18 protein-coding genes and 5 pseudogenes are annotated in these 24,058 nt (G+C 69.5%); 11 read left to right on the top strand and 12 right to left on the bottom strand.

Annotation, left to right across the window (positions count from 1 at the left end; all coding sequences use genetic code 11):
• Positions 1-117: 117 nt before the first annotated feature.
• A pseudogene (locus N6H00_RS40380) lies at positions 118-756 on the top strand (ring-opening amidohydrolase); the annotation flags it as partial.
• On the top strand, positions 711-986 hold the full coding sequence (locus tag N6H00_RS00565; protein WP_268969487.1) for a hypothetical protein: 276 nt from the start codon (positions 711-713) through the stop codon (positions 984-986). The pseudogene N6H00_RS40380 and the gene N6H00_RS00565, both read left to right, overlap by 46 nt.
• A 220-nt stretch (positions 987-1,206) precedes the next feature.
• Here N6H00_RS00565 and N6H00_RS00560 read toward each other — a convergent pair whose 3' ends face one another.
• Both N6H00_RS00560 and N6H00_RS00555 read right to left on the bottom strand, forming a co-directional pair.
• Positions 1,207-2,850 (bottom strand): glycoside hydrolase family 27 protein, encoded by a 1,644-nt coding sequence (locus tag N6H00_RS00560; protein WP_443072888.1) that lies wholly within the window; start codon positions 2,848-2,850, stop codon positions 1,207-1,209.
• Positions 2,851-2,868: 18 nt separating this feature from the next.
• Positions 2,869-3,822: pseudogene (locus N6H00_RS00555) on the bottom strand (arabinofuranosidase catalytic domain-containing protein); the annotation flags it as partial.
• A 700-nt stretch (positions 3,823-4,522) separates the two neighbouring features.
• Between N6H00_RS00555 and N6H00_RS00550 the strand changes: the two are divergent.
• From N6H00_RS00550 to N6H00_RS00540, 3 genes are all read left to right on the top strand, one after another.
• Entirely contained in the window at positions 4,523-4,693 is a 171-nt protein-coding gene (locus N6H00_RS00550; RefSeq protein WP_268969486.1) for a hypothetical protein, read from the top strand.
• A gap of 133 nt (positions 4,694-4,826) precedes the next feature.
• On the top strand, positions 4,827-5,741 hold the full coding sequence (locus tag N6H00_RS00545) for an alpha/beta hydrolase family protein (protein WP_268969485.1): 915 nt from the start codon (positions 4,827-4,829) through the stop codon (positions 5,739-5,741).
• Positions 5,742-5,781: 40 nt separating this feature from the next.
• A complete protein-coding gene (locus N6H00_RS00540; RefSeq protein ID WP_268969484.1) occupies positions 5,782-6,711 on the top strand; it encodes an extracellular catalytic domain type 1 short-chain-length polyhydroxyalkanoate depolymerase in 930 nt (309 codons plus the stop codon).
• Positions 6,712-7,083: 372 nt separating this feature from the next.
• Here the strand turns inward: N6H00_RS00540 and N6H00_RS00535 are convergent.
• The 3 genes and pseudogenes from N6H00_RS00535 to N6H00_RS00520 all read right to left on the bottom strand — a co-directional run.
• Positions 7,084-7,696 (bottom strand): annotated as a pseudogene (locus N6H00_RS00535) (alpha-L-fucosidase); the annotation flags it as partial.
• Positions 7,697-8,213: 517 nt separating this feature from the next.
• A pseudogene (locus tag N6H00_RS00525) lies at positions 8,214-9,116 on the bottom strand (non-reducing end alpha-L-arabinofuranosidase family hydrolase); the annotation flags it as partial.
• 516 nt (positions 9,117-9,632) lie between these two features.
• Entirely contained in the window at positions 9,633-10,598 is a 966-nt protein-coding gene (locus N6H00_RS00520; RefSeq protein ID WP_268969483.1) for a glycoside hydrolase family 6 protein, read from the bottom strand.
• Between the two features lie 427 nt (positions 10,599-11,025).
• On the opposite strand from N6H00_RS00520, the gene N6H00_RS00515 reads away from it, so the two are divergent.
• Together N6H00_RS00515 and N6H00_RS00510 are read left to right on the top strand one after the other, a co-directional pair.
• A complete protein-coding gene (locus N6H00_RS00515) occupies positions 11,026-12,039 on the top strand; it encodes a LacI family DNA-binding transcriptional regulator (protein ID WP_268969482.1) in 1,014 nt (337 codons plus the stop codon).
• A gap of 119 nt (positions 12,040-12,158) precedes the next feature.
• Positions 12,159-12,492: pseudogene (locus tag N6H00_RS00510) on the top strand (SDR family NAD(P)-dependent oxidoreductase); the annotation flags it as partial.
• 54 nt (positions 12,493-12,546) lie between these two features.
• On the opposite strand, the gene N6H00_RS00505 reads toward N6H00_RS00510, so the two are convergent.
• Positions 12,547-13,137 carry a TetR/AcrR family transcriptional regulator gene (locus tag N6H00_RS00505; protein WP_268969481.1) on the bottom strand — a complete coding sequence of 197 codons (591 nt, stop codon included), beginning with the start codon at positions 13,135-13,137 and terminating at the stop codon, positions 12,547-12,549.
• Positions 13,138-13,223: 86 nt separating this feature from the next.
• Here N6H00_RS00505 and N6H00_RS00500 point away from each other — a divergent pair, with 86 nt between their 5' ends.
• Together N6H00_RS00500 and N6H00_RS00495 are read left to right on the top strand one after the other, a co-directional pair.
• Positions 13,224-14,504 carry an MFS transporter gene (locus tag N6H00_RS00500; RefSeq protein ID WP_268969480.1) on the top strand — a complete coding sequence of 427 codons (1,281 nt, stop codon included), beginning with the start codon at positions 13,224-13,226 and terminating at the stop codon, positions 14,502-14,504.
• Positions 14,497-15,429, top strand: coding sequence for an alpha/beta fold hydrolase (locus tag N6H00_RS00495; RefSeq protein WP_268969479.1), 933 nt, complete (start codon positions 14,497-14,499; stop codon positions 15,427-15,429). The genes N6H00_RS00500 and N6H00_RS00495 overlap by 8 nt, the downstream gene beginning before the upstream one ends.
• A gap of 677 nt (positions 15,430-16,106) precedes the next feature.
• On the opposite strand, the gene menC is transcribed toward N6H00_RS00495, so the two are convergent.
• Genes menC through N6H00_RS00475 form a run of 3 tightly spaced genes read right to left on the bottom strand, consistent with a single transcriptional unit; the run spans position 16,107 to position 19,707 of the window.
• A complete protein-coding gene (gene menC, locus N6H00_RS00485; RefSeq protein WP_268969478.1) occupies positions 16,107-17,213 on the bottom strand; it encodes an o-succinylbenzoate synthase in 1,107 nt (368 codons plus the stop codon).
• Positions 17,210-18,400 carry a M20 family metallopeptidase gene (locus N6H00_RS00480; RefSeq protein WP_268969477.1) on the bottom strand — a complete coding sequence of 397 codons (1,191 nt, stop codon included), beginning with the start codon at positions 18,398-18,400 and terminating at the stop codon, positions 17,210-17,212. The genes menC and N6H00_RS00480 overlap by 4 nt, the downstream gene beginning before the upstream one ends.
• Positions 18,400-19,707: an MFS transporter gene (locus tag N6H00_RS00475; RefSeq protein WP_268969476.1), complete on the bottom strand. Its 1,308-nt coding sequence runs from the start codon at positions 19,705-19,707 to the stop codon at positions 18,400-18,402. The genes N6H00_RS00480 and N6H00_RS00475 overlap by 1 nt, the downstream gene beginning before the upstream one ends.
• Before the next feature lie 230 nt (positions 19,708-19,937).
• Here N6H00_RS00475 and N6H00_RS00470 point away from each other — a divergent pair, with 230 nt between their 5' ends.
• Positions 19,938-20,966: an Lrp/AsnC family transcriptional regulator gene (locus N6H00_RS00470; RefSeq protein ID WP_268969475.1), complete on the top strand. Its 1,029-nt coding sequence runs from the start codon at positions 19,938-19,940 to the stop codon at positions 20,964-20,966.
• Between the two features lie 322 nt (positions 20,967-21,288).
• On the opposite strand, the gene N6H00_RS00465 is transcribed toward N6H00_RS00470, so the two are convergent.
• Together N6H00_RS00465 and N6H00_RS00460 are read right to left on the bottom strand one after the other, a co-directional pair.
• Entirely contained in the window at positions 21,289-21,981 is a 693-nt protein-coding gene (locus tag N6H00_RS00465; protein ID WP_268969474.1) for a DUF4232 domain-containing protein, read from the bottom strand.
• Positions 21,982-22,276: 295 nt separating this feature from the next.
• A complete protein-coding gene (locus tag N6H00_RS00460; RefSeq protein ID WP_268969473.1) occupies positions 22,277-22,858 on the bottom strand; it encodes a TetR/AcrR family transcriptional regulator in 582 nt (193 codons plus the stop codon).
• A 121-nt stretch (positions 22,859-22,979) separates the two neighbouring features.
• On the opposite strand from N6H00_RS00460, the gene N6H00_RS00455 reads away from it, so the two are divergent.
• Positions 22,980-23,768, top strand: a complete 789-nt coding sequence (locus tag N6H00_RS00455) for an SDR family oxidoreductase (protein ID WP_268969472.1) — start codon at positions 22,980-22,982, stop codon at positions 23,766-23,768.
• Here N6H00_RS00455 and N6H00_RS00450 read toward each other — a convergent pair.
• On the bottom strand, positions 23,755-24,015 hold the full coding sequence (locus tag N6H00_RS00450) for a hypothetical protein (protein ID WP_268969471.1): 261 nt from the start codon (positions 24,013-24,015) through the stop codon (positions 23,755-23,757). The genes N6H00_RS00455 and N6H00_RS00450 overlap by 14 nt on opposite strands.
• Positions 24,016-24,058: the final 43 nt, after the last annotated feature.

Genomic DNA, 24,058 nt, shown 5'->3' with positions numbered 1-24,058 from the left:
TCGCTTCGAGCGTCTTCGGGAAGGCCGAAGGCAACGGCTGCGTCGCCGACTTCAGCCGCCCCCGCGACCTGGCAGCCGAAGAGATAGGCCGCGAACCCCAGCTCACGGACGGTCCGCGAGGCGGTGACCGAGCTGACCGAGCGCCTGGACCTGGCACCCGGCGAGGTGAACCTGGTACTGGTCACGTGCCCGCCGCTCACCTCCGAACGCATCGCTGCCTGCCGTGCCGCAGGCAGCGAACCGGTCACCGACGACACCTACGAGTCCATGGCCCGCTCCCGCGCCGCCGCCGCACTGGGCATCGCGCCGGCGCTCGGCGAGCGCGGCCCGGTCCGGGTCGAGCGCGAACAGCTCCCGGGGGGCACCTGCAACCTGGCCAGGGGGTGCGCGTCTGTTATGACGAAGAGATGTGCGGCGCTCGCTCCGGCCGGCGGACACTCGGCGCAGGACCGAGCCACACCGCCCACCCCCCCGGCCACCCGCGTCCTACCCTCCCAGCTGGCCCCGCGAGACGGTCCGCAACAGCGCCGGCCACCTCGTCAACGCATGCGTACCCCGCGCCCTGCGGGACAAGGCCACCACACTGACCACAAGCGACGGCGTCGCGCCAGGGCGCCCAGCGAGTCTTCCTCGGAGGGGCGTCGTGCGGTGGCACCACCGCGGCGGTCGCCGGCGCCGAGGGCCGCTTGCCGGTGGTGGGCCTGCTCATCATGTCCTCCCCCGCCCGTTGCGGCGGCGACGGCGTGGCCGCGGTGAGGACCATCGACGCTCCCTCCTTGGTCATCGTCTCGCCCGGCGACATGAACGGCGCCGTGGAGAAGCAGGTTCGTGAGCTGTACGCGGCCTCCGTCTCGAAGGACAAGAAGCTCATCATCGATCGGAGCGGATTCCACGGGACCGACATGATCCGCAGGAGTCCCCGGGGTGCCGCACTGCAGGACCGGGTGATCCGCTTCATCGAGTCCGCCTACGCCCGTCGGCGATGACGCTAACCCCGTCCGTAACGGCGCGACAGACACAGCGCGATCCACCCGGCGATGCCGCCACGAGGAACTACCTCACGGCGGCGCGAGCGCCTCTTGCGGGAGTCGGGTGGGCAGGAGCCGATGGTCACGGCGGCGGACATCGTCACGGTCCGGAAGGGGTGGGCCGACGGCCGGGTCATGGACGGCGGCCCGGGGCAGGCCGGCCGGCGTGCGGCGCTCCTCACTCGCGGGTCCACCTCTGGTTGCCCTGACCGTTGCAGGTCCACAGGATCAGTGGGGTTCCGTTGGCGGTGTTGGCGTGGTCGACGTCCAGGCACAGGCCGGCGTGGACGTTGCGGATCGAGCCGTTCTCGTCGAGTGTCCACTTCTGGTTGTCCTGTCCGTTGCAGGGCCAGGTGATGACGCGTGTGCCGTTGGTGGAGCCCTGGTCATAGGCGTCCAGGCACTTGTCGCCGAAGACGCGTATCTCGCCGCCGGCCCAGGTGGTCCACAGCTGGCCCGCGGCCGTGTGACAGTCCTGGATCAGCACCCTCGCCCCCGCCGCGGTCGAGGCGTTCTCCACGTCCAGGCAACGGCCGGACCCGTCACCGCGCAGCCGGGATGTGGCGGCGGCCAGCGGAGTTCCGCCGGTCACCCGGAACGCGGCGACGCCGTGTGCGGGCACACTCGCCGAAACCTGTCCGGTCGTGCTCGATGTGCCGCCGGTCCGCAGGTCGGTGAGGGTGAACGACCCGCCGGACAGACCGATCTGTGCCGCCGTGGCGCTGACGGTCGCCGTGCTGTTCCCCCGGTTGAACAGGCCCACGGCGACCGAGCCGTCGGACAGGGGCTTGGCGAACACCTCGGTGTCTCCGTCGTCGCGCACCCTGCGCCCGCCCGCGCCCAGCGGGTCCTGGTTCACCGCCAGCAGGCGCGGGTTGCGCAGGACCGCGCTCACATCGGCCGACATGGTGCGGATGTCGTTGCCCGCCATGAGCGGCGCGGCCATCAGCGCCCAGAGGGCGAAGTGGGAGCGGGACTCGGTCAGCGACAGCCCGGGGCGGCCGACGACGAGCATGTCGGGGTCGTTCCAGTGGCCCGGACCCGACTGCGCGGCCAGTGGCGCGGTGACGTCCACGACGTTGCCCACGCCCATCGGATAGCTGTTGGTGTTGCCGTTCTGCCAGATGTCGAGCAGGTCCTCGGTCGTCCGCCACAGGTCGGCCACCTCGCCCCAGTTGTACGTGTCGCCGGTGATGGCGTGGTAGCTGTTCGGGTTGATGCTGTAGACGATCGGGCGTCCGGTCGCGCGCAGTGCGTCGCGCATGAGCGTGAACCGCGCGACCTGCTCGTCCCGGGTGCCGGCGGAGGAGCACCAGTCGTACTTGAGGTAGTCCACGCCCCACGAGGCGAATGTGCGAGCGTCCTGGGTCTCATGGCCCTTGCTGCCGGTGGACCCGGGGTAACTGCCCCCGCCCTGCGCACACGTGCGCTCGTTGGGCACCTGGTAGATGCCGAACTTCAAGCCTTTTCCGTGGATGTAGTCCCCGAGTGCTCTCATCCCGCTCGGGAATTTTGTGGGGTTGGCCCGCAAGTTGCCCGCGGTGTCGCGTTGCGGGTCGAACCAGCAGTCATCGACCACCACGTATCGGTAACCGGCGTCCCGCATGCCCGAGGAGACCATCGCGTCGGTGGCCTGGCGGACCTGTGCCTCGGTGACCCCGCACCCGAAGCTGTTCCAGCTGTTCCAGCCCAGCGGAGGGGTGAGCGCCGGACTGCCCGGGGCCGCCTGGGCGGCCGAGTGGCCCGAGGCCGTGGTGAAGACGGTGCCGATCAGCGCGGCAGCCGTGAGGAAGCGGAGTAATCGTCCGTGTGGTTTCGACACGAGATGGTTCCTTCCGGTTCAGCGGTAGCCGACCGCGGTGATATTGGCCTGTACGGCGTTCTCCGTCTGGTCGGACGGGTAGCCGGAGACCATGGCTCCCTCATAGAACGTTCCGGCGCTGAGATTGGTGTTGCCGTCGCAGCAGTCACCGCCACTGCCCAGGATGATGGCCCCCTGCTTCTTCATGGGGCCGTATCCACTGGGGAGGGGGCCGGCGTACAGGGTGGTCAGATTCCCGGACTGCGCGTTGCTGCCCTTGATCGCGAACCGAGTCGTCCCGTTGTTCTTCAGCGTGGCGGTGACGAACTTGCTGGGGAAGGCCCTCTGGTTCGGGTTCCAGGACTGGCTTCCTCCGGAGTACAGGCCCCATTCGAGGTCTGCCTGGACCCATGGGCCGTTCCCGGCGCATCCGCCGAACCAGCACTGGGTGCTGAAGTTGATCGCGTCCATGGCTCCGGGGCCGTCGGCCTTGCGGGTGGTCTCGCTGTTGCCGTAGTCGAAGCAGCAGCCGTTGTTGACGTGTGTGCCGCTGGTCACCATGTACATGCCTTCGGGTGCGCTGCCGGTGGGGACGTCCGTCGTGTGGCCGTCACGCCAGTAGCTGTTCCTGGGGTTGATGTACAACGAGTAGGCCCTGCTGCCCCCGACGGTCAGCGATTCACTCGTCGCGTTCGCGGCGGTATCGGAGCCACCGACTCCGCCCGGCCCCTGGTAGCCCAGGTGGTTGCCGTGCCCGGACTGGTCGTAGACCCAGGTGATGACGCAAGAGGTACCCGCGCAGTACGAGTCCTGGGCGGCGGCGTCGGCGACGCCGCCTGCCGCCAGGGTGCCGATGTCCCGGGTCGCGTTGTCGGACGAGCGCCTGACTTGGTACAGCTTGCCGGCGTACGAGCCATAGAGTGCCCGCACCGTGCTGTGCGCGGCCACACAAGGCGTGCCGCCCGACGCATAGATGTCACAGGGGCCGGTGCCGGCGGCGGATGCCGGTCCCGGTCGGCCGAACACCGCCACCAGTACCGCGATCAACATCAGGGCCGAGCCCGTGGCCAAGGCGGCGGGCGAGCGCCGTCTGTGGGACACGCCGCCCGGCACGGAAACCCATGAAGGCTGCACTGTCTCTCCCGAGGCGATCATGAACATGACATGCCGCCCGATCACTGGACATCCGCCGGATGTCAGGGGGGCGAAATCGCATGTTCGATATGTCGAACTACTGTCGAACCATCGGACAAGGATGGATGATAGGGAAGCGCTGAAGACTGTCAATACCGCTCAACGGGCCGACTCGGCGAGCGCGATGAAAACCGCAGTCCGGAGATGGTCCTGCGGTGCGGAATCGTCGGCGACGTGTGATGTGCGGTCTCTCCCCGCCGCCATGGCGCAGGGCGCCGTCCCGGATGCGGCAGCAAGCCACTGCGTCGTTCGATCTCAAGCCACTTGACAGCTTCTGAGATCCCGTGGGACCCCTAGAGAGGCATGGGATGTATCGGTGCGCCCTGCTGCCCGTCCCGTACGCGCACTCCCCGCCTCCGCGCATGCCGACAGAAGGTCATGTCATGACGATCAACAGGCACGTCTTCTCTGCCGTTTTGGACGCGACAATGCCGGGTCGGCCACGCCGCAACGGCCAATTTGGGGTGGCGAACCTCCCGCCGACCCCATGGAGCTTTCCATGCGTCCAAGACGCCGACCGCGTGGCCGATACAGCGGCCAGCTGATCTCCCCCAAGCGCGCGGCGAGCCATAACGTCGTCTACCAGGGCAAGGGCCCCAACTCCGGCGGCGACTATTCCCAGTTCCCCTATTGCCTCGGCCCGCTCACTCGGACCGGCAACAGCTGTTGAGCGCCCCGGCCCCGCTCTCATGAGTTCAGGACCGAACCTGGGCCCCGGCCCCCCTGAGCAACCTCGCGGGATCCCCTCTCACGCTGGTGCACGGCGCCCGTGTACCCCGCTTACCCACAACAAGGAGACACCCATGTCGATGCGACGGCGTACCTTACTGGGCCTCGGCGCGGCCGCGGCCACGGGCATGTCCCTGCTCGGCAGCAGCGCGGCCGCCGGCGCCCTGTCGCCACGGATGGCGTCACCGCGGCAGGCGCCCACCGAGCAGTTCGCCATCGGCGTGCGCCAGTTCTACTGGTCGCGCGGCAACCGCCAACTGACCACGAAGATCTTCTATCCGGCCTCCGGCACCGCGGGCGGCAACCCCATCCCGAACGCGCCCATCGCGAACGGCGTCTTCCCGATCGCCGAATGGAGCCACGGCATGGGGTGCAACTCCGACTGCTACTCCTCCCAGACCCACGATCTGGCCTCCGCGGGCTTCATCTGCCCCGCCCCCTCGTTCTCCGACAACACCAACATCGGCAGCGTCTACAACGGCAACTGGTCGAGGGACGTCTCCGAGGTCCTCACCCGGACGCTGGCGCTCAACAACACCGCGGGCGACCCGTTCGCCGGACACATCGACACCCGCGCCGGTGTCGGTGTGTCAGGTCACTCGATGGGCGGGATGACCACCCACGGTCTGCTCACCGCCTGGCCGGACAACCGCATCGTCGCCGCCGTCCCGGTTGCCTGCGTGGACATGGGCAACCCTGCCGGCCTCCACGCCAATGTGCTGTTCATCCACGGTGACCACGACCCGACCTGCGACTACAACTCGGCGCGCACCGCGTACGCGGAGCTCCCCTCGCCCAAGGCGTTCCTCACTCATGTCGGGGCGGACCACGGCCAGTACCTGACCCCGGAGTACCGGTACTACGCCCAGACCAAGAACACCTTCCTGGACTGGTTCCGCTGGAGCCTGTACGGCGACACCGCCGCCCGCGACCGCCTGCGAAGCGACGCCACCAGCAATGGCACCTCCTGGCAGGCGGCCCTCACCTAGTTATGAGCGAATCCCGTGATCACTAGGAGGTGGTCGCACCATGACCGCAATCAGAACCGTGCTGGCGGCTGTCGCCAGCGCCTTGGCACTCCTCGTCCCTGGTCTCGTTCTCGCGCCGTCGGCAACGGCGGCTTCCCTCGTGGAGGTGACCAGTTTCGGCAGCAACCCGGGCAACCTGCGCATGCACGTGTACGTGCCGGACTCCCACCCGGCCAAGCCGGCGATCGTGGTCGCCATGCACGGCTGTGGCGGCTCCGGGCCGGGGTTCTACCAGAGCAGCGAGTTCGCGTCGCTGGCCGACCAGCGCGGCTTCGTCGTTATCTACCCGACCGCCACGAAGCAGACGGCGATGAGCAACTGCTTCGACGTGTGGTCCGATGCCTCCAAACGCCACAACGGCGGCAGCGACCCGGTATCCATCATCTCGATGGTGTCTTATGTGGAACAGCACTACAACGGCGACCCGCAGCGGGTCTTCGTCACCGGCAGCTCGTCCGGCGGCATGGAGACCACCGCGCTGCTGGCCGACTACCCGGACGTCTTCAAGGCCGGCTCGGCGTTCATGGGCGTCCCCTTCGGTTGCTTCGCGAACGAGGCCGACTTCCCGCCGTGGACGAGCAAGTGCGTGGGTGGGGCCATGCACAAGACGGCACAGGAATGGGGCAACCTGGTCCGGCAGGCGTACCCGGGCTACTCCGGCACCCGTCCTCGCGTGCAGCTTTGGCACGGCACCAACGACACACTCGTGCCTTTCCAGCTCCTGCAGGAAGAGACCAAGCAGTGGACGGACGTCTTCGGGCTGAGCCAGACGCCGACCTCGACGGACCAGCCGCAGCCGAGCTGGACGCGGCAGCGCTTCGCCGGGGCCGACGGCACCGTGCAGCTGGAAGCCATCAGCGTCTCCGGGGCCGGGCACCAGCTGCCGATGGGTGGCATGGCCGCGGCAGCCGTGCAGTTCTTCGGCCTCTGAGCCTGTTGCGCAAGCTCGGCAGTTGGCCTGACCCGATGATTTCACGTCCTTCCTGAGACCGCCGGGCGGCCGTTCCTCACGCTTCGAGGCGTCGATCGGCGTCGTGCGGAGGAACGGCCGCTGGCCGAACCGTCCGGGAGCCGCCTCGTGCTCAGCGGGATGTGCCAGGCCCCGGACCGGCACAGGAACTCCGTCAGCCCCGTGTGGAGCAGCCGTTGTCGGGCGGGCACATACTGGTGCCCTCGGTGGCGACCGTCCGCGGGCCCAGCCGGATGGCGCCGGGGTCTGTGGCAGCAGGGACTGGCGATCGGTCTGCTGCACGGCGTCTGGGCGGGGAGGGACGCGCGGTCCGAGCGGCATGGCAGAACAGGGCGTGCCGTCGGGCATCGGGGCGATGTTCAGCAGCATGCTGCTGCCCTTGCTGACCCGGTCGATCAGCGAGTGCAGCAGTGCCTGCGTCGAGTAGTAGCCGATGCCCGCCGTGTAGCACCAGCTGGAGGAGAGGAGGAGATACTGCCGTCGGTCAGCCAGGAATTCACGGCCGAGCCCCTGCTGGGCATGGAGGACGCGGAGTGTCGGGTCCGATGGGGACGGGTCCGTGCTGGACCGCGTTCCATAGGGTGGAGCGGCAGTTCCCCGTGGAGAAGCCGTCGTGGTGCATCGGCGACCGGCCCGGCGAACCTGGCGCCCGCGGCCTTGAACAACTGCGCCCAGGCGTCCGGATCCTACGTGCCGCCCTGGGAGACCGGTTGCCCGAACGCGGGAACGCTGAAGACGCCCCAGGGGAGTAGATGCCGCATTTGGCGTCCTGGAACCAGGCCCGGGGCCGGCGGGTGCTGGTCCACGGAGGACCAGCTCGCGGTGTAGCTTCCTGGGCCGTCGGCCGCGGCGGCCTCGGGGCGAACCGCAGCAGGCCGAAGGCCGTGGCCGCGCCGGCCGCCGCCGGCAGTCGGCGCCGGCTGAGCGGCAGGGAAGAGGAAGACATGGGCGACTCTCGGGGAATTGACGGAGCAGTGGGCATGTTCTTGCGGTTCCACCACGCCGACGCTCGGGGAGCGGTCGGGGAGCGGACCACCCGGGCGTCAGGGCCGCGAGCGGGCCCTCCGCAGAGGCGGACGATGCCCGCACACCGGGCTGGCGCCGCGCGGACATGGGCGCGGTGAACGTGCACGGCAATGCTCGCTCCGTCGCACGTGTGCTGCCGGCGATCGCCCGCGGTGGTGAGGCCGACGGTGTCCGTCTGCTCGGCCCGGACACGATCGCGGATCAAAGATCACCATGGACCTCGATCGTCCAGGCGGAGCAGGTCGAGGGCGTACACCACCCCACGGCCGCTCCCTCAATCCGGACACGTGGGTATGACCCGATACGCTCGGTCACCTGAGAAGTGCTTCTTTCCTCGCAACCACCAGGACTCTCGACAAACCCTGTCGTTGCGGGTCAGAAGCACTTCTCGGGTCGGTGATCAAGCCTCGGACAGCCCGCCCGATGAAAGCGCGGGGTTAGCGCTGCAGGGTAAGGACACCCGGCCGCCAGGGCAGTTGGTCGTAGGGGCCGCCCGCGGAGGGGGACTTGCCCTGGTAGAGGAACTGCAGGTTACAGGGGTCGATGGTCATGGTCTGGTCGGGGTTGTTGCGGACCAGGTCACCGTGGCTGATGTCGTTGGTCCAGGTGGCACCGCTGTTGGCCTTGCCCGCGAAGGGGTTGCTTTCGCTGGTGGCCTGCGGGGTCCACGAACCGCTCAGGCTGGAGGCGGTGAACGAGCGGAAGTAGCGCCCGTTCGCACCGATCGCCTCAACGATCATGAGGTACTGGTTCTGGTCCTGAACCTTGTAGACCTGCACTCCCTCGAACAAGTTGTTCGTCGAGTCGCTCATGACCGTTGTGTACGACGAGCCGAAGCTGCCCGGGAAGTTCCCGATCGGCATGCTCGCTCGGTAGATCTTGCCGTTGTCACCGGCGAAGAACAGGTACATGTTCTGGCCGTCACCGATCAGGGTCTGGTCGATCGGGCCGGTGCCGGAGCCGGAGATGCTGCCGGTGAACAGCGGCTGCGGCGAGGACCAGCCGTTGGGGTTGGTGGGGTCGCTCGACGTGCGGTAGATGAAGGGCCACGCACCCCACTGGTACGCAAGCACCCAGATGTTCTTGGGCGCGAAGTAGAACAGCGTGGGCGCCACCGCGGCCTGGCTCATCCCGGTCTGGCCGGCCGACGCCATGTCCGACCAGTTCGTGAAGGGACTGAACCTCATCGAGCCGTAAGACGAACCCGACACGTTCGACGCGTAGACCAGGTGCTTGCCGTTGTACACCACGTTGGTGAAGTCCTTGAGCGAGACCCACCCGTTCGCCGGCTGCGCCAACACACCCGTCGACGTCCACCGGTACGTCGACGGGAGAGAACACGCGCTGGTGGCCGCCTGAGCAGGGTTGGCAACAAGTGTGGCCGCCAACGAGGCCAGGGCCGCAACCGAGGCGCCGAGCATCACAGACAGACGTTTGCGGTTGAGACTTCCTCCGCGCATGAGGACCTCTGGATTCTTGAGTAGGCGGTTCCGGCCGGCCCCGTCAGAGGCTGTCCGGACTGTCGGTGGGGTGCGGTTCGTAGCGGTCCGCGGGCACGGGGCCGGCCCTTGTGGCCTCCCGTTCCCGCAGGCGGCCGTGCTGTGTTCGAGATGTCGAACGAGGGTCGAAGTGTCGAGCAATTTGGATGGTAGGGGACCGGTGAGCGGCGTCAATACCTCTCGCGGGATGCGCGGGCAACGCCGGACTGTGCGTACCGCCTGGGGCCGTCGCGAGGGAGATCGCCTGGCTGCAAGCCGCTCAGAAGCGGAGAACTTCGTGGCCGGGGTGTGGCGGACGGTGCCCGTGGCCCGGTCGCGGGGCAGCGATGGACCAGGCCAGGCCACGGGAATCCTGGTTCAGTAGCCGTAGACCATCTTGTAGGCGACCTCGGGGAGGAACTGTCCGGCCGAGGAGCCGGCTCCGACACCGCAGTTGCCGTCGGACTCGCCCGGGGTCTTGACCCACAAGAGCATCTCGGCGCCTCCGCCCAGCTGGGTGGGGGCGCCGATACGGCGGCCCGAGGGGTTGCACCACTGGCCGTTGGAGCCGTTGCCGTTGCGGCTGGTGTCCACGACGAACGGCTTGGTGTAGCCGTAGCGGGCGTTGAGTTCACTGTTGACGGCGTTGCCGTAGGCGGTGTTCTCGTTCGTGGTGAAGTAGTTGGAGACGTTGAGGGAGAAGCCGTGGGCCTGACGGAGGCCGGCTTCGTGGAGGCGGCGGGCCATGGTCGCCGCGTCCGCCCAGCCCGGGTTGCCGGCGTCGAGGTAGACCCAGGTGTTGGGGGCCTGGCGGCTGAACTGGGCGAGGGCGCCGGTGAGCATGCCCTCGCGTTCGTCGATCTGGGCCTGGGTCATGCAACCGTAGTCCCCGAGAGAGTCCGGTTCGAGGATGACGACAGCCGGGCGATTGGCGATCCCGCCGGCGAACTGGGCGATCCAGGTCGCGTAGGCGGACGGCGAAGCGGCCCCACCCGCGGAGTGCCCGCCGCAGTAGTCGCGGTTGTATATGTTGTAGGCGACGAGGATGGGCAGTTTGTCCGCATGGTCGGCGGCGCCCACGTAGGCGCCGGTGGCGGTGCCGATGGTGCCGCTCCAGGAGCCGAACCAGCGGGCCATCGGGGTATTGGCGATGGAGGCATTGATCGCGGATGCCCGGCCGTCGGCGGGGTTGGCGGCGACCCACCTTTTCGCGCTGGAGTCAGGGTCCACATAGAACCCGTTGGTCATGGTGGTCGGGTCGGCCGCGTGGGCGGACGGTGCGATGGCGAGCGCCAGCGGCAGGGCGAAGAGTGCTGCCATCAGGGCGCGGAGTCTGTGGCGCATGGCTGTACCTCGGTTTCCTGACAGGGATGTGTCGCACACTCTCGGTCACGAGCGAGCGACGCGCTGAGGAAGTGCGGTGGTACGACGCCCCCCTTGTGCCGCGACGACTCTCCGGCCGAGACGGACAGGGCCGAAGGTCGGCAGCGCAGTTGGGAGCGCTCCCATTGGGAGCGCTCCCAAAACGCTGAGAGCACTTGGGGTGTGGTCGGTATCGTGTTGCGAGCTGGTCAAGCTGTCAAGGGCCGACGTACAACTCGCCCTTCACAGGGCGAGGACAAGGCTCTACAGTCCCATAACTGGAAGCGCTCCCAACCTCCCGGTCCCTGAGGGCTCCATGCCCGTCCTCCGTCGCCCACCGGGCGGGTGGCAGGGGCATGAGCCGGGGAGAGACGCTTCCCGGCCGATCGAGGGGAAGGGGGCATGACTCATGGCGGAAGACGCGCCGCGTCGGCAGCCGACGCTCGACGAGGTGACCCAACTCGCCGGCGTCTCGCGCTCCGTGGCCTCCCGCGCGATCAACAACGCACCGCACGTCAGCCGCGCCAAACGGGAGGCGGTCGAGCGGGCCGTCCGGCAACTCGGCTACGTACCCAATCCGACCGCCCGTGCTCTGGCCACCCGTCAGACCGGAGCGGCCGCCCTGGTCGTCTCGGGAGAGGATCCGTCGATCTTCGCGGATCCGTTCTTCGCCCAGGTGATCGTGGGAGCGTCGGCCGCTCTGGAGGAGGCCGACCTGCATCTGATGCTGTGCCTGGCAGCTTCCGACCGGAGCCGCAAGCGGGTGGAGGGACTCCTTCGCTCCAAGGGCGCCGACGGCGTCATGCTGATGGCACTGCGTGAGGACGATCCGCTGGGCCGGATGGCCGAGGAGGCGGAGACGCCCGTAGTGTTCGGCGGACGCCCGGTCGGCACGGTTCCCCGGTGGTACGTGGACGTCGACAACGTCGGTGGAGCGCGCGAGGCGACCGAGTACCTGGTCTCGCGCGGCCGGACTCGCGTAGCCGCGGTCTGCGGGCGTCTGGACACCGAGGCCGGACGCGCCCGGTACCGAGGCTACCGGGACGCCATGCTGGCAGCCGGCCTTGATCCGTTCCCGCCGCAGGAGGGGGATTTCACCGAGCCCAGCGGAGCCGCCGCCATGGCCGCGCTGCTGGTGAACCACCCCGACGTGGACGGGGTGTTCGCCGCCAACGACAACATGGGCGCGGGAGCGCTGCGCGCATTGCGCGAGGCCGGCCGACTGGTCCCCGCCGACGTCGCAGTGGTCGGCTTCGACGACCTGGCCGTCGCCCAGATCGCCGATCCGCCCCTCACCACCGTCCATCAGCCCATAGCCGCTCTCGGCCGGGAGATGGCGCGCATGCTCGTCGCACTCATCAGCGGACAGGACCCCACCCCGCTGATCCTGCCCACCCACCTGGTCACCCGCAGCAGCGCCTGACGGGCCCGCCCCGACGAGCAGGTCCATGAGGGGTGGACCAGCGTTCCGTCGTACGGACGATCTCCGTGCCGGAGCGGCCCCCGGAGCTCCCGGCCCTGGCCGCGGGCAGCGTTCCGGTCGTCGGCGTCGTCTGCGACGTCACCGATGAACAGCAAGTGGAAGCGGCAGTGCGGCGCGCGGTGACGGAGTACGGCCGCCTGGACATGGCGTTCAACAACGCCGGCATCCAGGTGCCGCCGACCGACGCGGCCGACTCCTTCGACCGGGTCAACGCCGTCAACCTGCGTGGCGTCTGGGCGGCGATGAAGCACGAACTGCGACAGATGCGAGAGCAGGGCAGCGGCGCCATCGTCAACTGCTCATCCCCGGGCGGGCTCGTCGGGCTGCCCGAGCGTGCGGCCTACCACGCCTCCGAGCACGGCGTCATCGGCCTGACCCGCAGCGCCGTCCTGACGCATGGCGGGTTCTGCTCAGGCAGACGGCGGAGTCCGCTGTGCCGGACACATCTCAGTCGCTCGCGCCGAGAGTCTGCGCAAGTGCGTCGAGGGTCACATCGACGATGGCGCGCAGCTGCTCCGTGCTCGTTCCGGCTCTGCTCATGACAGCGAGGGACTGGTTCACGGCCGCAAGGTGGGTCGCGAAGGACTCGGCCGTCTCGTCGGGCAGTCGGCCGGCCTTCAGCGCGGCGCGTAGCCGGGTGTGCTGGAAGCCGATCGCTTCCCGTGCACGCGCCGCGACGCTCGCGCTCAGCGCTGGGATCGCCATGACCGTTTGGGCCACCAGGCATCCGTCGGGCAGACCGGGGTCCGCGATGCGTTCCAGGGTGATGTCGAAGAACGCCCGCGCGGCTGCCAGGGGCCGGTCGGCGGCGCAGGACAACGCGGCGTCGTACTTGTCTCCGTAGCGCGTGGCGTAGCGCTCCAGGCAGCGCATGAAGAGCGTGTCCTTGTCGCCGAGGGAGGAGTAGATGGAGCTGCGGTTGAGTCCGGTCGCCCGGGACAGGTCGTCCAGCGACGTGTCCGCGTAGCCGGCCCGCCAGAACTGGATCATCGCGGCATCGAGCGCCGTGGCGATGTCGAACTGCTTCTTGCCTGCCATGCCGCCCCTCCCTCCTGCTCCGCCTTCTTGGTGGAGACCATCATCCATCATGAACTAAACAGTTCAAGATGAGGTAGGGTGAAGGCATGATCAAGGCCGGATACCCCGCAGACCTCACAGCGCGGCGACATAAGCACCGCGTGCTCGCGGTCGGCGCCGTCGCGTTCGCCTACACCGTTGTCATGGCGGGCGGAACACTGACGATCCCGCTGTACGTGCTGTGGGCCACGCAATTCGGCTTCGGACCGCTCATCACCGTTGTCGTGTTCATCGCCTACGTCGTCGGAGTCCTCGGCACCCTGCTCGTGGCCGGTTCCCTGTCCGACGCCATTGGCCGCCGTCCCGTTCTCGCGCTGTCGCTCGCCCTCACGGCGCTGAGCGCTCTGGGATTCGCGCTGGCAGACGGTCTCACGGTCCTGCTGATCTCGCGTGTGCTGAGCGGCGTGGCGACCGGGCTCATCACCGCGACGGCAACGTCGGCGATCGCGGAACTCGTGCGCGGGCGCAGGACGGCAGCCGTGCTGAGCACCGCTGCCAACGTCGGCGGCCTCAGTCTCGGCGTCGTCGCCGCGGGCGTCCTGGCACAATGGGTCACAGCACCGACTCACACCGTGTTCTGGTGCTACCTGGCGGCGTGCGCCGTCGCCGGCGTCTCCTGGCTGGTCATCCCCGAGACCGCAGAGGAGACCGCAGACCGAACGGCGCGCTGGCAGCCTCGTATCCGCCGCCCGGTCCTTCCCGACGGAGCAAGCCGGGTGCGGTCGTTCGTCGCCAGCGGCGTGCTCGTCGCGGCCTCCTCGGGCGTCAACGGGTTCTTCTCCTCGCTGGCTCCTGCGTTCCTGCGCGACGACCTGGGCGTATCGAACTTCGCCGTCATCGGCGTGGGCGTCGGCACGCTGTTCATCAGCGCGCTGCTGGCGCAGATCGTCACGCCTGCGGCCCTTTTGCGACGCGACATCGGGACGGCCCTCCTGGCCGTGGGGATGATCGTGATAGAGGCCGCGCTGTGGACCCACTCCGCGCCGCTGTTCATCGTCGGCACTGTCTTCGCCGGCGCGGCGGTCGGAACGCTGTGGCGACACGGTCTGAGCGTTACCGACGCACTGTGCGATCCCGGCAATCGAGCCGAGCTCAACGCAACCTACTTCTTGTTCCTCTACTCCGGGCTCGTCGTCCCGGCCCTGCTGCTCGGCTTCGCCGACCAGGCCGTCGGGACACGCGCCTCCAGCACCATGCTCGCCGCTCTCGTCATATCCACCGCGCTCGTGGGCCTCGTCCTCGGTCGACGCACCGCATCAACCAGCACACCCGACACCTTCAGCAGACCGTCAACATACCTCACCCCAGTGGAGGAAAATCATGAATGACCCCGCAAGCGCCCCCCGCGTCCCCGGCAACCCGGTCCGCGACCTGCCGCTGCCCGAGCTGGCCGGTTTCACCCACCGTTGGGTCGACGCGGACGGCGTCCGGCTGCACGCGGTCGAGGGCGGTCAGCCGGACCGTCCAGCCGTCGTGCTGCTCGCCGGGTTCCCGCAGACCTGGTGGGCATGGCGCAAGGTGATGCCGAACCTGGCCGACCGATTCCACATCATCGCGATCGACCTGCCGGGCCAGGGCCACTCCGAACGCCCGGACATCAGCTACGACACGCACACGGTCGCCGCGCACGTCCACGCCGCGGTCAAGGCGCTCGGAGTCTCGACATACTGGCTGGTCGCCCACGACATCGGCGCGTGGGTCGGCTTTTCCCTCGCCCTGAAGTACCAGAGCCAGTTGCGTGGCCTGGCACTGCTCGACGCCGGCATCCCGGGCATCACCCTCCCTGACGCCATTCCGACCAACCCCGAGCAGGCGTGGAAGACCTGGCACTTCGCCTTCCACCTCGTGCCCGACCTGCCCGAGACACTGCTCGCCGGCCGCGAACGGGAGTACGTCGGCTGGTTCCTGAAGGTCAAGACTCTCTCCTCCGACACCTTCGACGACGTCGAAATTGAGCAATACGCCGCGTCCGTGGCCGCCGACGGCGGTCTCCGCGCATCCCTGGCCTACTACCGGGATGCCGCCGAGTCGGCGCGGAAGAACCACGAAGCGCTGGAACAACAGCGCCTGGGAGTTCCGGTTCTCGGGATCTCCAGCAGCCACGGCTCCATCCCCGACATGGCAGCTTCCATCAGGCCGTGGGCCGACCACGCCACCGGGATCGTCGTGCCGGACGCAGGACACTTCATCCCCGATGAACAGCCCGATGCCGTCGCTGCCGCGCTGACCGACTTCATCACCGAAGATGATTGAGACTGGGCGGAAGCAAGGGTGAGGGCCGGCACCCGCACCCCTGACCGACTCAGCTGTCCGGCATCGCAGTACTGCGACTCCGCCTGGTCCGCTCTGCGGGTGACAAGCGTCGCCGAACTCGTCACGCAAGGCGCTCCAACCCCAGGGCCCCGGTGTTTGCCCGGCTGGTCCCACCTTCAATACGGCGAAACCAGCCGGCGAGGGGGACGCCTGCGCGTGATCACCGGCCGTCGCCCCTGCGCTCCGTCTGGGGTGACGACAACCGGTCTGCTGACGCCCGTGGTGGTACGGGTCGTTGGAGCGGGCCTGGGCGGCGTCGGCGACCCGCTGGAGGTCGTCGCGGGTGGCGCCGCCGGCGGCCTGGACGGCGATGCCGATGGCCACGGTCATGAGGTAGCGGGCGGGTTCCCCCGGGGGGCGGGGTCCGGGGGCAGATCGCCTTCGTCGACGGCTTGCCGGAACCGGTCCTTGAGGTGGGCGGTGCCCTCGTCGCGCCGGGCGAGCCCGAGGACGGCTGACGGTGGTGAGGAGCGGCGAGGATCAGGCGCGGTTGGTGGAGAGCGGCGGGGCGCCGGCCTTCCTACGGCGCTCCGCCGCCCCCTTCCGCGCCCTGGCGGCAAGACATCATCGCGCGGCCGGAAGAAACGTGACCCGCCAGAGCCCGGTGTGGTTCCGCCTCACGCGGTCAGCCAGGTGCTCGCGGTGGTACGCGCGGCCAGCGCGGCGGCGTCCGGGGTGACCCCGATGCCCGGACCGGTGGGCAGGTCGAGGTGTCCGTCCCGGAGCACGAACGGTTCGGTGAGGTCGTGCTCGTAGTAGCGGGCGGAGCCGGAGGTGTCGCCCGGCACGGTGAAACCGGGCAGTCCGGCCAGCGCGACGTTCGCGGCGCGGCCGATGCCGGTCTCGAGCATCCCGCCGCACCAGACGGCCACGCCATGGGCGCGGCAGACGTCATGAACGCGCCGGGCCTCGAGGTACCCGCCCACACGCCCCGGTTTGATGTTGACGATCCGGCACGCTCCGAGCGCCAGCGCGTCCGCGGCCCCCTGGGCGGAAACGATCGACTCGTCGAGGCAGATCGGCGTACGGATGAGCCGTGCCAGCTCCGCGTGCTGGCGCAGCTGTTCCTCCTGGAGCGGCTGTTCCACGAGCAGCAGTCCGAAGTCGTCGAGCCGCGCCAGGTGCCGGGCGTCGGCGAGGGTGTACGCGGCGTTGGCGTCGACCTGTAGCAGGATGTCGTCGCCGAACCGCTCCCGCACCGCGCGCACGGGCTCGACATCCCATCCGGGCGCGATCTTGAGCTTGATCCGCAGATAGCCCTCGGCGAGGTAGCCGCCGACGACGTCGAGCAGCTGCGGCACGGAGTCGAGGATGCCGACCGAGACGCCGGCGGGCACCCGGTTGCGGGTCGCGCCCAGGTAGTTGCCCAGTGACTCGTCACGGGCCCGAAGTTGCGCGTCGAGCACGGCGGTTTCCAAGGCGCCCTTCGCCATCCGGTGCCCGCGCACCGGCGCGAGCAGTTCCGCGACCTCCTCGGCTCGCACCTCGCCGCGTTCGAGCAGCCGGGGGCCGAGGAACCGTTCCAGCACCTCCGCCGCGCCCGCCACGTATTCGGAGGAGTACATCGGCGCGCCGAACGCCACGCATTCGCCCCAGCCCTCGGCTGCGGGGGTGACCACGCGGACGAGCAGCAGGTCCCGTTCGTGAATGGTGCCGAAGGACGTGCGGAACGTGTTCCGCAACGGCATCGTCACCCGGATCAGCTCGATTCCCTCGATCTTCATTCGGTTCGTCCTTTCGGGAAGGCCGCGAGCACGGCGGCGGCGATCGCGGATCGTTCGGTCAGGGCCGCGACCGACACGTGTTCATGACGGGCGTGGGCGCCGTCACCGACCGCGCCGATCCCGTCGAGCACCGGGACTCCGGTCGCGGCGGCGAAGTTGCCGTCGCTGGCGCCGCCCACGGACACCTCGGCGAGGTCCGCCCCGAGTTCCGCGGCCGCCGCGCGGGCGAGGCCGGCCATGGCGGTGATCGCGGGGGTGCGTTCCATCACGGGCCGGTTCCACTCGCCGGTGACGGTGATGTCGGCCCGTGGATCGTGGGGTTCCAGGCGCGCGAGCGCGTGGTCCACCCGGTCCGCCTCGGCCTGGCTGGCGACCCGCACGTCGACCCGTGCGGCGGCTCGCCCCGCCACCACGTTGATCGCGCTGCCGCCGTGTACGAGGCCGACGTTGACCGTGGTACCGGCCGCCGGATCGGCCAGCGCGTGCAGTGCCAACGTGGCCCGGGCCATCTCGTCGATGGCGCTCACCCCCTTTTCCGGCTCCAGCCCGGCGTGCGCCTCGCGCCCGGTCACGGTCACATCGAAGATGCCGACGCCCTTGCGGCCGGTCTTCAGCGCACCGGCGGCGCTGCCTTCGAACACGAGGACGGCCGCCGCCCCGGCGCAGGCACGCTCGATCACCGGACGGGAGACAGGGCTGCCGATCTCCTCGTCGCCGTTCAGCACGAGCCGGACCGGGGGCGCCTGGTGTCCGGTGGCGTAGAGGGCGCGCAGCGCCCAGACCGCCTGCACCAGCCCGGCCTTCATGTCGAAGATCCCTGGCCCGGTCGCCCGGTCGCCGTCCACCGTGCACGGCCAGTCGGCGAGCGTGCCCGCCGGCCACACCGTGTCGTAGTGGCCGAGCAGGACAACCGGCGCGCAACCGGTACCGGCGAACTCGAGGGTGAGTGTGTCCCCGTGAGAGCCGCCGTCGGTACGGGAGCGGTGCCGCGGTTCGCCGAGCATGCCGGTGACCCACCGCTCGAGCCAGGCCAGCCCGCGGTCCAGCAGTGCCGGGTCATCGCTGGGGGTTTCCTGACCGACCAGGTCCAGGACGTCGTCCAGCACGTGCCCGCGGTGCCGTTCGAGCCATCGGTGCAGGCTCGCGCCGTCGACATCGCGCAGCGCGGAGGGGTCGGGTACAGCCATCATCGCGATGCCTCCTGTGGGGTCCTCTCGTTCGCGGCCACCGACCGCCGCATGGTTTCCGGCAGGCCCAGGACGCAGACGGCGACGAGCGCCGCAACCGCCAGGCCCAGCAAGGGCACACTCCACGTGGCCCTGCCGGATGACACGAACACCAGCGTGGCCACGGTCGGGGCGAGCCCGCCGCCCAGCGCGGCGCCGAGCTGGTAGCCCAGCGACGCGCCGCTGTAGCGGACCGTCGCCGGGAACTGTTCGGCGATCATCGCGGGCGTCGCGCCCTTCATCGACGCCGTCAGCGGTGAAGCCAGTGCGAACGCCAGGTGGAACAGGACCGGGTTGCCGTTCTTCACCAGCCAGAAGAAGGCGAACAGGTAGACCCCGGTCAGCACCGCGCCGACGAGCACGACGGGACGTCGGCCGAAGCGGTCCGCCAGCGCTCCGGACACCAGCGAGAAGATGGTGGCTCCGGTGAGGAAGACCGCCTGTGCCCCGAGGCTTTCACCGGTGGAATGGCCCACCGCGACGGCGTAGGTGAGGAAGAAGGAGAAGCCGATGTAGGCGATGGCGTTGTAGCCCAGGCTCAGGCCGAACGTCAGCAGCAGCGCGCGGGGGTGGTGGCGGACCACGGTGACCAGTGGAACGGCCGGCGGGGCGCCGGAGTCCGCCTGCCGCGGCACGTCGTCCACGCCCTGGCGAGCGACCAGGCCGACGACGATCAGCAGACCGCCCAGCAGAAACGGGATCCGCCAGCCCCAGGTGAGCATCGCGTCCGGGAACAGTGCGTTCATGGTCGCGAAGACGGCGATCGCCAGCAGTCCGCCGATGCTGATCCCGGCGCCGGTGAAGCTGCCGTAGAACGCCCGTCTGTCCGGTGGTGCGGACTCGACCCCGTACAGTGCCGCGCCGCCCCACTCACCGCCCGCGGCGAGGCCCTGCACCAGCCGCAGCACCACGAGCAGGATGGGGGCCCACACACCGATCACCGCGTAGGTCGGCAGCAGCCCGACGGCCATCGTGGACAGCCCCATCGTGGTCAGCGTGAGGATCAGCATCCGGCGCCGCCCGACGCGGTCGCCCCAGTGCCCGGCCAGGATCCCGCCGAGCGGGCGGGCCAGGAAACCGGTGCCGAACGCGGCGAAGGCCAGCAGTGTGCCGACGAGCGGATCGTCGGCGGGGAAGAACAGCTTGTTGAAGACCAGCGAGGCTGCGGTGCCGTAGATGAGGAAGTCGTAGTACTCGAGCGTGGTCCCCATACAGGACACGAAGAAGATCTTGAGCATGCCGGGGCGTGCTCCGGGTGGTGCGGCCATCCAGCCACCCTCCTTGACGCGCTTGGGCGCCCCTTGGTGACGAAGTCGTGCAGCAGTTCTACAGTGTCCGCCGCATTCAGGCAAGGATTCGGCGACGAATGCCTGATTCAGTCGTTCCGCTGATGACGGTGCACCAGAACGGCGGCCGAGCCGATAGGCTGCCTGATCCGTGCGCTGTCGGCGGCGTGGACGCCGGTTCCGCGCACCACGTGACGAGAAGAAGGGCGCCGATGGCGGACGATGGCAAGCTGGACGACGCCGACCTCGACCTGATCGCTGCGCTGCAGCACGCGCCCCGGGCACCCTTCGACATGCTGGCGCGTGTGCTCGGCAGCTCCGCGCGCACGGTCGGGCGCCGGTACGGCCGTCTGCTGGACGAGGGCCTGCTCCGGGTCATCTGCGAGGTGGACTGGTCGCTGCTCGCCGAGGGACCGCCCGTGCACCTGTGGATCGACACCGAACCCGGGCGGGCCCGCGAGGTCGCCGCCGCCCTCGCCGACCGGGCAGACACCGCACACGTCGGCATCACATCCGGGCACGGGGACGTCTACGCCGTCCTGCACGGGATGACCCGGGCGGCGACCAGCTCTGCGCTGGTCGACGACATCCCGGGCATCCCGGGTATCCGCGGGGTACGGGCGCACTGGAGTCTGCGGAGGCTCACCAGTTCCGCGGCGTGGCGGCTGCCGCGGCTGACCGCGGACCAGGAGGCGGCGCTCGCCGCGCACACCGCGGCCGACGAGGGCAACGACCCGAACCTCGGCCCGTTGGAACGCGAGGTGGCGGCCGTACTGCGGGACAACGCGCGGACCCCCTACTCCGACCTCGCCCGCGCCCTGGACGTCTCCGAGTCCCGTGCCCGGCGCACGGCGACGGCGATGTTCGCCTCGGGACTGCTGCGCCCCCGCGTAGAGGTCGAACCGCGACACCTCGGCTACCAGGTCGAGGCCGTACTCGAAATCTCCTGCCCGCCGAGCGCGGCCACCCGGCTGAGCACAGCGCTCGCCGCCCACCCGGCCACACGGTTCCTCGCGCTCATCGGCGCTGCCAGCACCTTCGTGTGCGACGGTGTGTTCCGCGACGAAGGAGACCTGGCCGATTTCATCATGGGCGGGGCCGCCGCGGACGTCGAGGTCACGGCCGTCGCATGCACACTGCAACTCGAAGTCTGGAAGCGCTATTGGCGGCGAACGCCGCACCCGGAGCGTCCGCCGGGACAGGGACGCCGATCCGCGCCTCGGAGCCTGCCTGCAGGCTGACCCCTCGGCGCGGGCGGCGGGCTGTTCCCTGGAACTCTCCGACCGGCCACTTCTCTGTCACGTTCGGCGTGCCGATGTGAATCGCGGCCCTGGGCGGCCGCTGCGCGCTCCTGACGTGGCCGGCCTGGACGGCGAGCCGCGGGGGAGCATTGCATGACCCCGGTCCGGTCATCGTGAAGGCGCTCGGCTGCCGCGCCGAAGCTGCCGCGCGGCTGGTCACGGAAGCGCTCGGACGGTGCCGGCGCACCGAGGCCGTGCCGGTGGGGTGCGGGAGGTGTGGTGTGGCGTGTCCGGGATGACGCCCTCGCTGTCTGGCGGGTGGTCAGAAGTCGTAGGGCTTCTCGGTGTTCCAGTTCAGTACGTCGGCCTCGTTCCAGCTGAACTGCTGCTTCTCGCCCTTCATGACGACGGAGTAGGAGGGGTTCTGGTGGCCGTCCGCGTCGCGCAGTGCGATGGCGAGCGACTGGGCCGTCTGGTTGTCCGAGCCGTAGTCGAAGAGGTTCACCGCGCTGTATGCCGTGGCGCCGGGCTGGAGTGTGATGCGCTGGTCGCCGCCCGGGTTGTCCTTCTTCGAGTGCGGCAGTGCGGTGTCGTCGTCGCCGAGCTTCACGGCGGGGTAGGAAGTGACCCAGCAGGGCGTGGTGCCCTGGTTCGAGGCGGTGATCAGCAGGTGGTCGCCCTGCTGTCCGGCGAACCGGTGCACCGCGGTGACCAGCATCTCGTCGCCGAGGCACTGCTGGGCAGCGACCGATGCGTCCTTGCTGGCGACCTCGTCGGACCCGTCCGAGGTGGTGGCCGAGCGCGCGTCCGTCTTGGTGTCACTGTTGCTGTTGGCCTGCTCCGCGCCGTCCTTGCGGTCCCGGTCGGACGCCGACTTGCTCTGCGCGGTAGCGGTGGTGTTGTCGCTGCCTGCCGCCTTCGAGTCGCCGTCGGCGCCGCCGCAGGCGGTCAGGCCCAGCGCCAGCGCGGCGGTGACGGCGGCCAGGGCGGCGGTACGAATCCGGGACGTACGCATGATCGGGTTCCCCCTTGGGTTCGTGCGGGAGTCTTCGTTGGCGGTTCCCGCGGTCTGAACACCACTTTTCCCGGGGCCGCTGACGTTTCGGAAACGTCTCACTCACGTCCGGCAAACGAACCGCTCGCGGACGGGTGAGACCGAGCCGCGGGCGAACAGTCCGTCTCCGTCCGCGCCGCGCCACGGTGCCGTCCGGGTGGCTGGTGGACGCTGTACTTGATCTTGATGAGGTCGCCCGGACTCCGGGGTATCCGGGTGGATGGGCCGAGCCCCCGGCCAGCCTTCGAGGCGAGGTCTACACCGGTGTTCCGACTCCGTGCAGCAGGGTGTCCACCACACGTGCGGCCAGCTGGTCGACGGCGCCGATATCGACGAGCTCCCGCCCTTCTTCGGCCGCCTCGTGGATCAGGGCGTAGTAGACCCGGCGGGCCCACTCCAGGTCGGTGTCCGCGGACAGCAGGCCGGCCTCCTGTGCGCGGCGGAAGAGCTGATCGCACTGGGCCAGGACGTCGGCGTGCACGCGCGCCGCCTCGGGGTCGGAGGGAGCGGTCCGGCTCATCGCGAAGCTCCAGCCGATCTTCACCTGAAGGACGTTGGCGGTCACCTGGTGCAGGGCGACCAGCGGTGGGGAGGTGAGCGGGCGGGCGGCCTCCACGGCCTGGTGGAACCGCTCGGTCGCCCAGATCACCAGTGCCTCGACCAGTGCCTCGCGGGTGGCGAAGCGCCGGTGCACGGTGGTGCGGGCCACCCCGGCCGCCGCTGCGATCTGTTCCATGGTCGCCGCCGGGTCGGCGGCCAGGACGCGTTCGGCCGCCTCCAGGATCGTCCGCACCGTCCGCTCCGCATCGGCGCGCAGCGCGCGCCCCCTCGTCTCCATGAACGCGACAGTACATCCAGGACGCCAAACCCCGGCTACTTGCATCACTGATGTTGCATCTACTAGCTTTACGGCGTCGCTGGAGTAGCGATTGGTTCCTTGCCCCGACAGGAGCGCACTCATGGATCTGCAGCTGAAGAACACCACCGCCGTGGTCACCGGCGCGAGCCGCGGCATCGGACTGGCCACCGTCCAAACGCTCATCGCCGAAGGCGTGCGCGTGGTGGCCGCCGCCCGCACCATCACCCCGGAGCTGAAGGAGACCGGCGCCCTGGCCGTACCGGTGGACCTGCTGACTCCCGACGCCCCCGCCCAGCTGATCGACCGCGCCACCACCGAGTTCGGCGACCTCGACCTGCTCGTCAACAACGTCGGCGGCGGCGACAGCGGAGAGGGCCAGACCGGCGGCTTCCTCTCCTTCACCGACCAGCAGTGGCAACAGTCCCTCGACCTGAACTTCCTGGCCGCCGTGCGGACCAGCCGGGCGGCGTTGCCCAGCCTGCTGCGCCGCCGCGGGGCGCTGGTCAACATCTCCTCCAACGGCGCCCGGATGCCGCATGCCGGGCCCGTCCCCTACACCACTGCCAAGGCCGCGCTGACCGCCTTCGGCAAGGCACTGGCAGAGGAGTTCGGACCGCAGGGCGTGCGCGTCAACACCATCTCGCCGGGCGCGGTGCGTACCGCGATGTGGGAGAGCCCGGATGGCTACGGCGCGGAGCTGGCCCGCTCCATGGGGATCAGCCAGGAGCAGTTGCTGGCTCAGATCCCGGCCTCGATGGGCATGACCACCGGCCGCCTGCTCGAACCGTCCGAGGTCGCCACGGCCGTCGCCTACCTTGCCTCACCGCTGGCGGCCAGCATGTCCGGCACGGACCTGCTGATGGACGCTGGAGCTGTCAAGACCGCCTGACACGACGTCTCAGCAACGCACCTGACCCGCCGTGGGTCAGGTCTGCGAAGGCGTGTTCGCAAACGGCTCGTTCTGCGGCGATCAGCTGGTTGACCTGCTTCTTCGCGGGCGGGAGCTTCTTGCCCCTGGGCTTCTGCCAGCCGGTGATGACCGCCCGGCCGCTGCTGTCGTCGCCACCGCCGTCGAGGCCGACGAAGCCGAGGCCGGCGATCGCGGCGAGGCCGGCCGCGCGGAGTCGGCCGGCCACGTGGTCATCTGGTGGTCTTCCGGTTCCGAAGGGCTGCCGCGGT

The organism is Streptomyces sp. S465 (assembly GCF_026898115.1).
GTDB classification, from domain to species: Bacteria; Actinomycetota; Actinomycetes; order Streptomycetales; family Streptomycetaceae; genus Streptomyces; species Streptomyces luomodiensis.
The sequence above is the reverse complement of the archived record's forward strand: the minus strand, read 5'-3'. Positions and strand labels throughout refer to the sequence as shown.

What these genes read in the sequence shown, in the direction of transcription:
- N6H00_RS00470 (WP_268969475.1), top strand. Translation starts at nt 19,938, where the DNA reads ATGGCGGACGATGGCAAGCTGGACGACGCCGACCTCGACCTGATCGCT.
- N6H00_RS00460 (WP_268969473.1), bottom strand. Translation starts at nt 22,858, where the DNA reads ATGGAGACGAGGGGGCGCGCGCTGCGCGCCGATGCGGAGCGGACGGTG.
- N6H00_RS00500 (WP_268969480.1), top strand. Translation starts at nt 13,224, where the DNA reads ATGATCAAGGCCGGATACCCCGCAGACCTCACAGCGCGGCGACATAAG.
- N6H00_RS00540 (WP_268969484.1), top strand. Translation starts at nt 5,782, where the DNA reads ATGACCGCAATCAGAACCGTGCTGGCGGCTGTCGCCAGCGCCTTGGCA.
- N6H00_RS00455 (WP_268969472.1), top strand. Translation starts at nt 22,980, where the DNA reads ATGGATCTGCAGCTGAAGAACACCACCGCCGTGGTCACCGGCGCGAGC.
- N6H00_RS00480 (WP_268969477.1), bottom strand. Translation starts at nt 18,400, where the DNA reads ATGGCTGTACCCGACCCCTCCGCGCTGCGCGATGTCGACGGCGCGAGC.
- N6H00_RS00495 (WP_268969479.1), top strand. Translation starts at nt 14,497, where the DNA reads ATGAATGACCCCGCAAGCGCCCCCCGCGTCCCCGGCAACCCGGTCCGC.
- N6H00_RS00545 (WP_268969485.1), top strand. Translation starts at nt 4,827, where the DNA reads ATGTCGATGCGACGGCGTACCTTACTGGGCCTCGGCGCGGCCGCGGCC.
- N6H00_RS00505 (WP_268969481.1), bottom strand. Translation starts at nt 13,137, where the DNA reads ATGGCAGGCAAGAAGCAGTTCGACATCGCCACGGCGCTCGATGCCGCG.
- N6H00_RS00475 (WP_268969476.1), bottom strand. Translation starts at nt 19,707, where the DNA reads ATGGCCGCACCACCCGGAGCACGCCCCGGCATGCTCAAGATCTTCTTC.
- N6H00_RS00515 (WP_268969482.1), top strand. Translation starts at nt 11,026, where the DNA reads ATGGCGGAAGACGCGCCGCGTCGGCAGCCGACGCTCGACGAGGTGACC.
- menC (WP_268969478.1), bottom strand. Translation starts at nt 17,213, where the DNA reads ATGAAGATCGAGGGAATCGAGCTGATCCGGGTGACGATGCCGTTGCGG.
- N6H00_RS00465 (WP_268969474.1), bottom strand. Translation starts at nt 21,981, where the DNA reads ATGCGTACGTCCCGGATTCGTACCGCCGCCCTGGCCGCCGTCACCGCC.
- N6H00_RS00520 (WP_268969483.1), bottom strand. Translation starts at nt 10,598, where the DNA reads ATGCGCCACAGACTCCGCGCCCTGATGGCAGCACTCTTCGCCCTGCCG.
- N6H00_RS00565 (WP_268969487.1), top strand. Translation starts at nt 711, where the DNA reads ATGTCCTCCCCCGCCCGTTGCGGCGGCGACGGCGTGGCCGCGGTGAGG.
- N6H00_RS00550 (WP_268969486.1), top strand. Translation starts at nt 4,523, where the DNA reads ATGCGTCCAAGACGCCGACCGCGTGGCCGATACAGCGGCCAGCTGATC.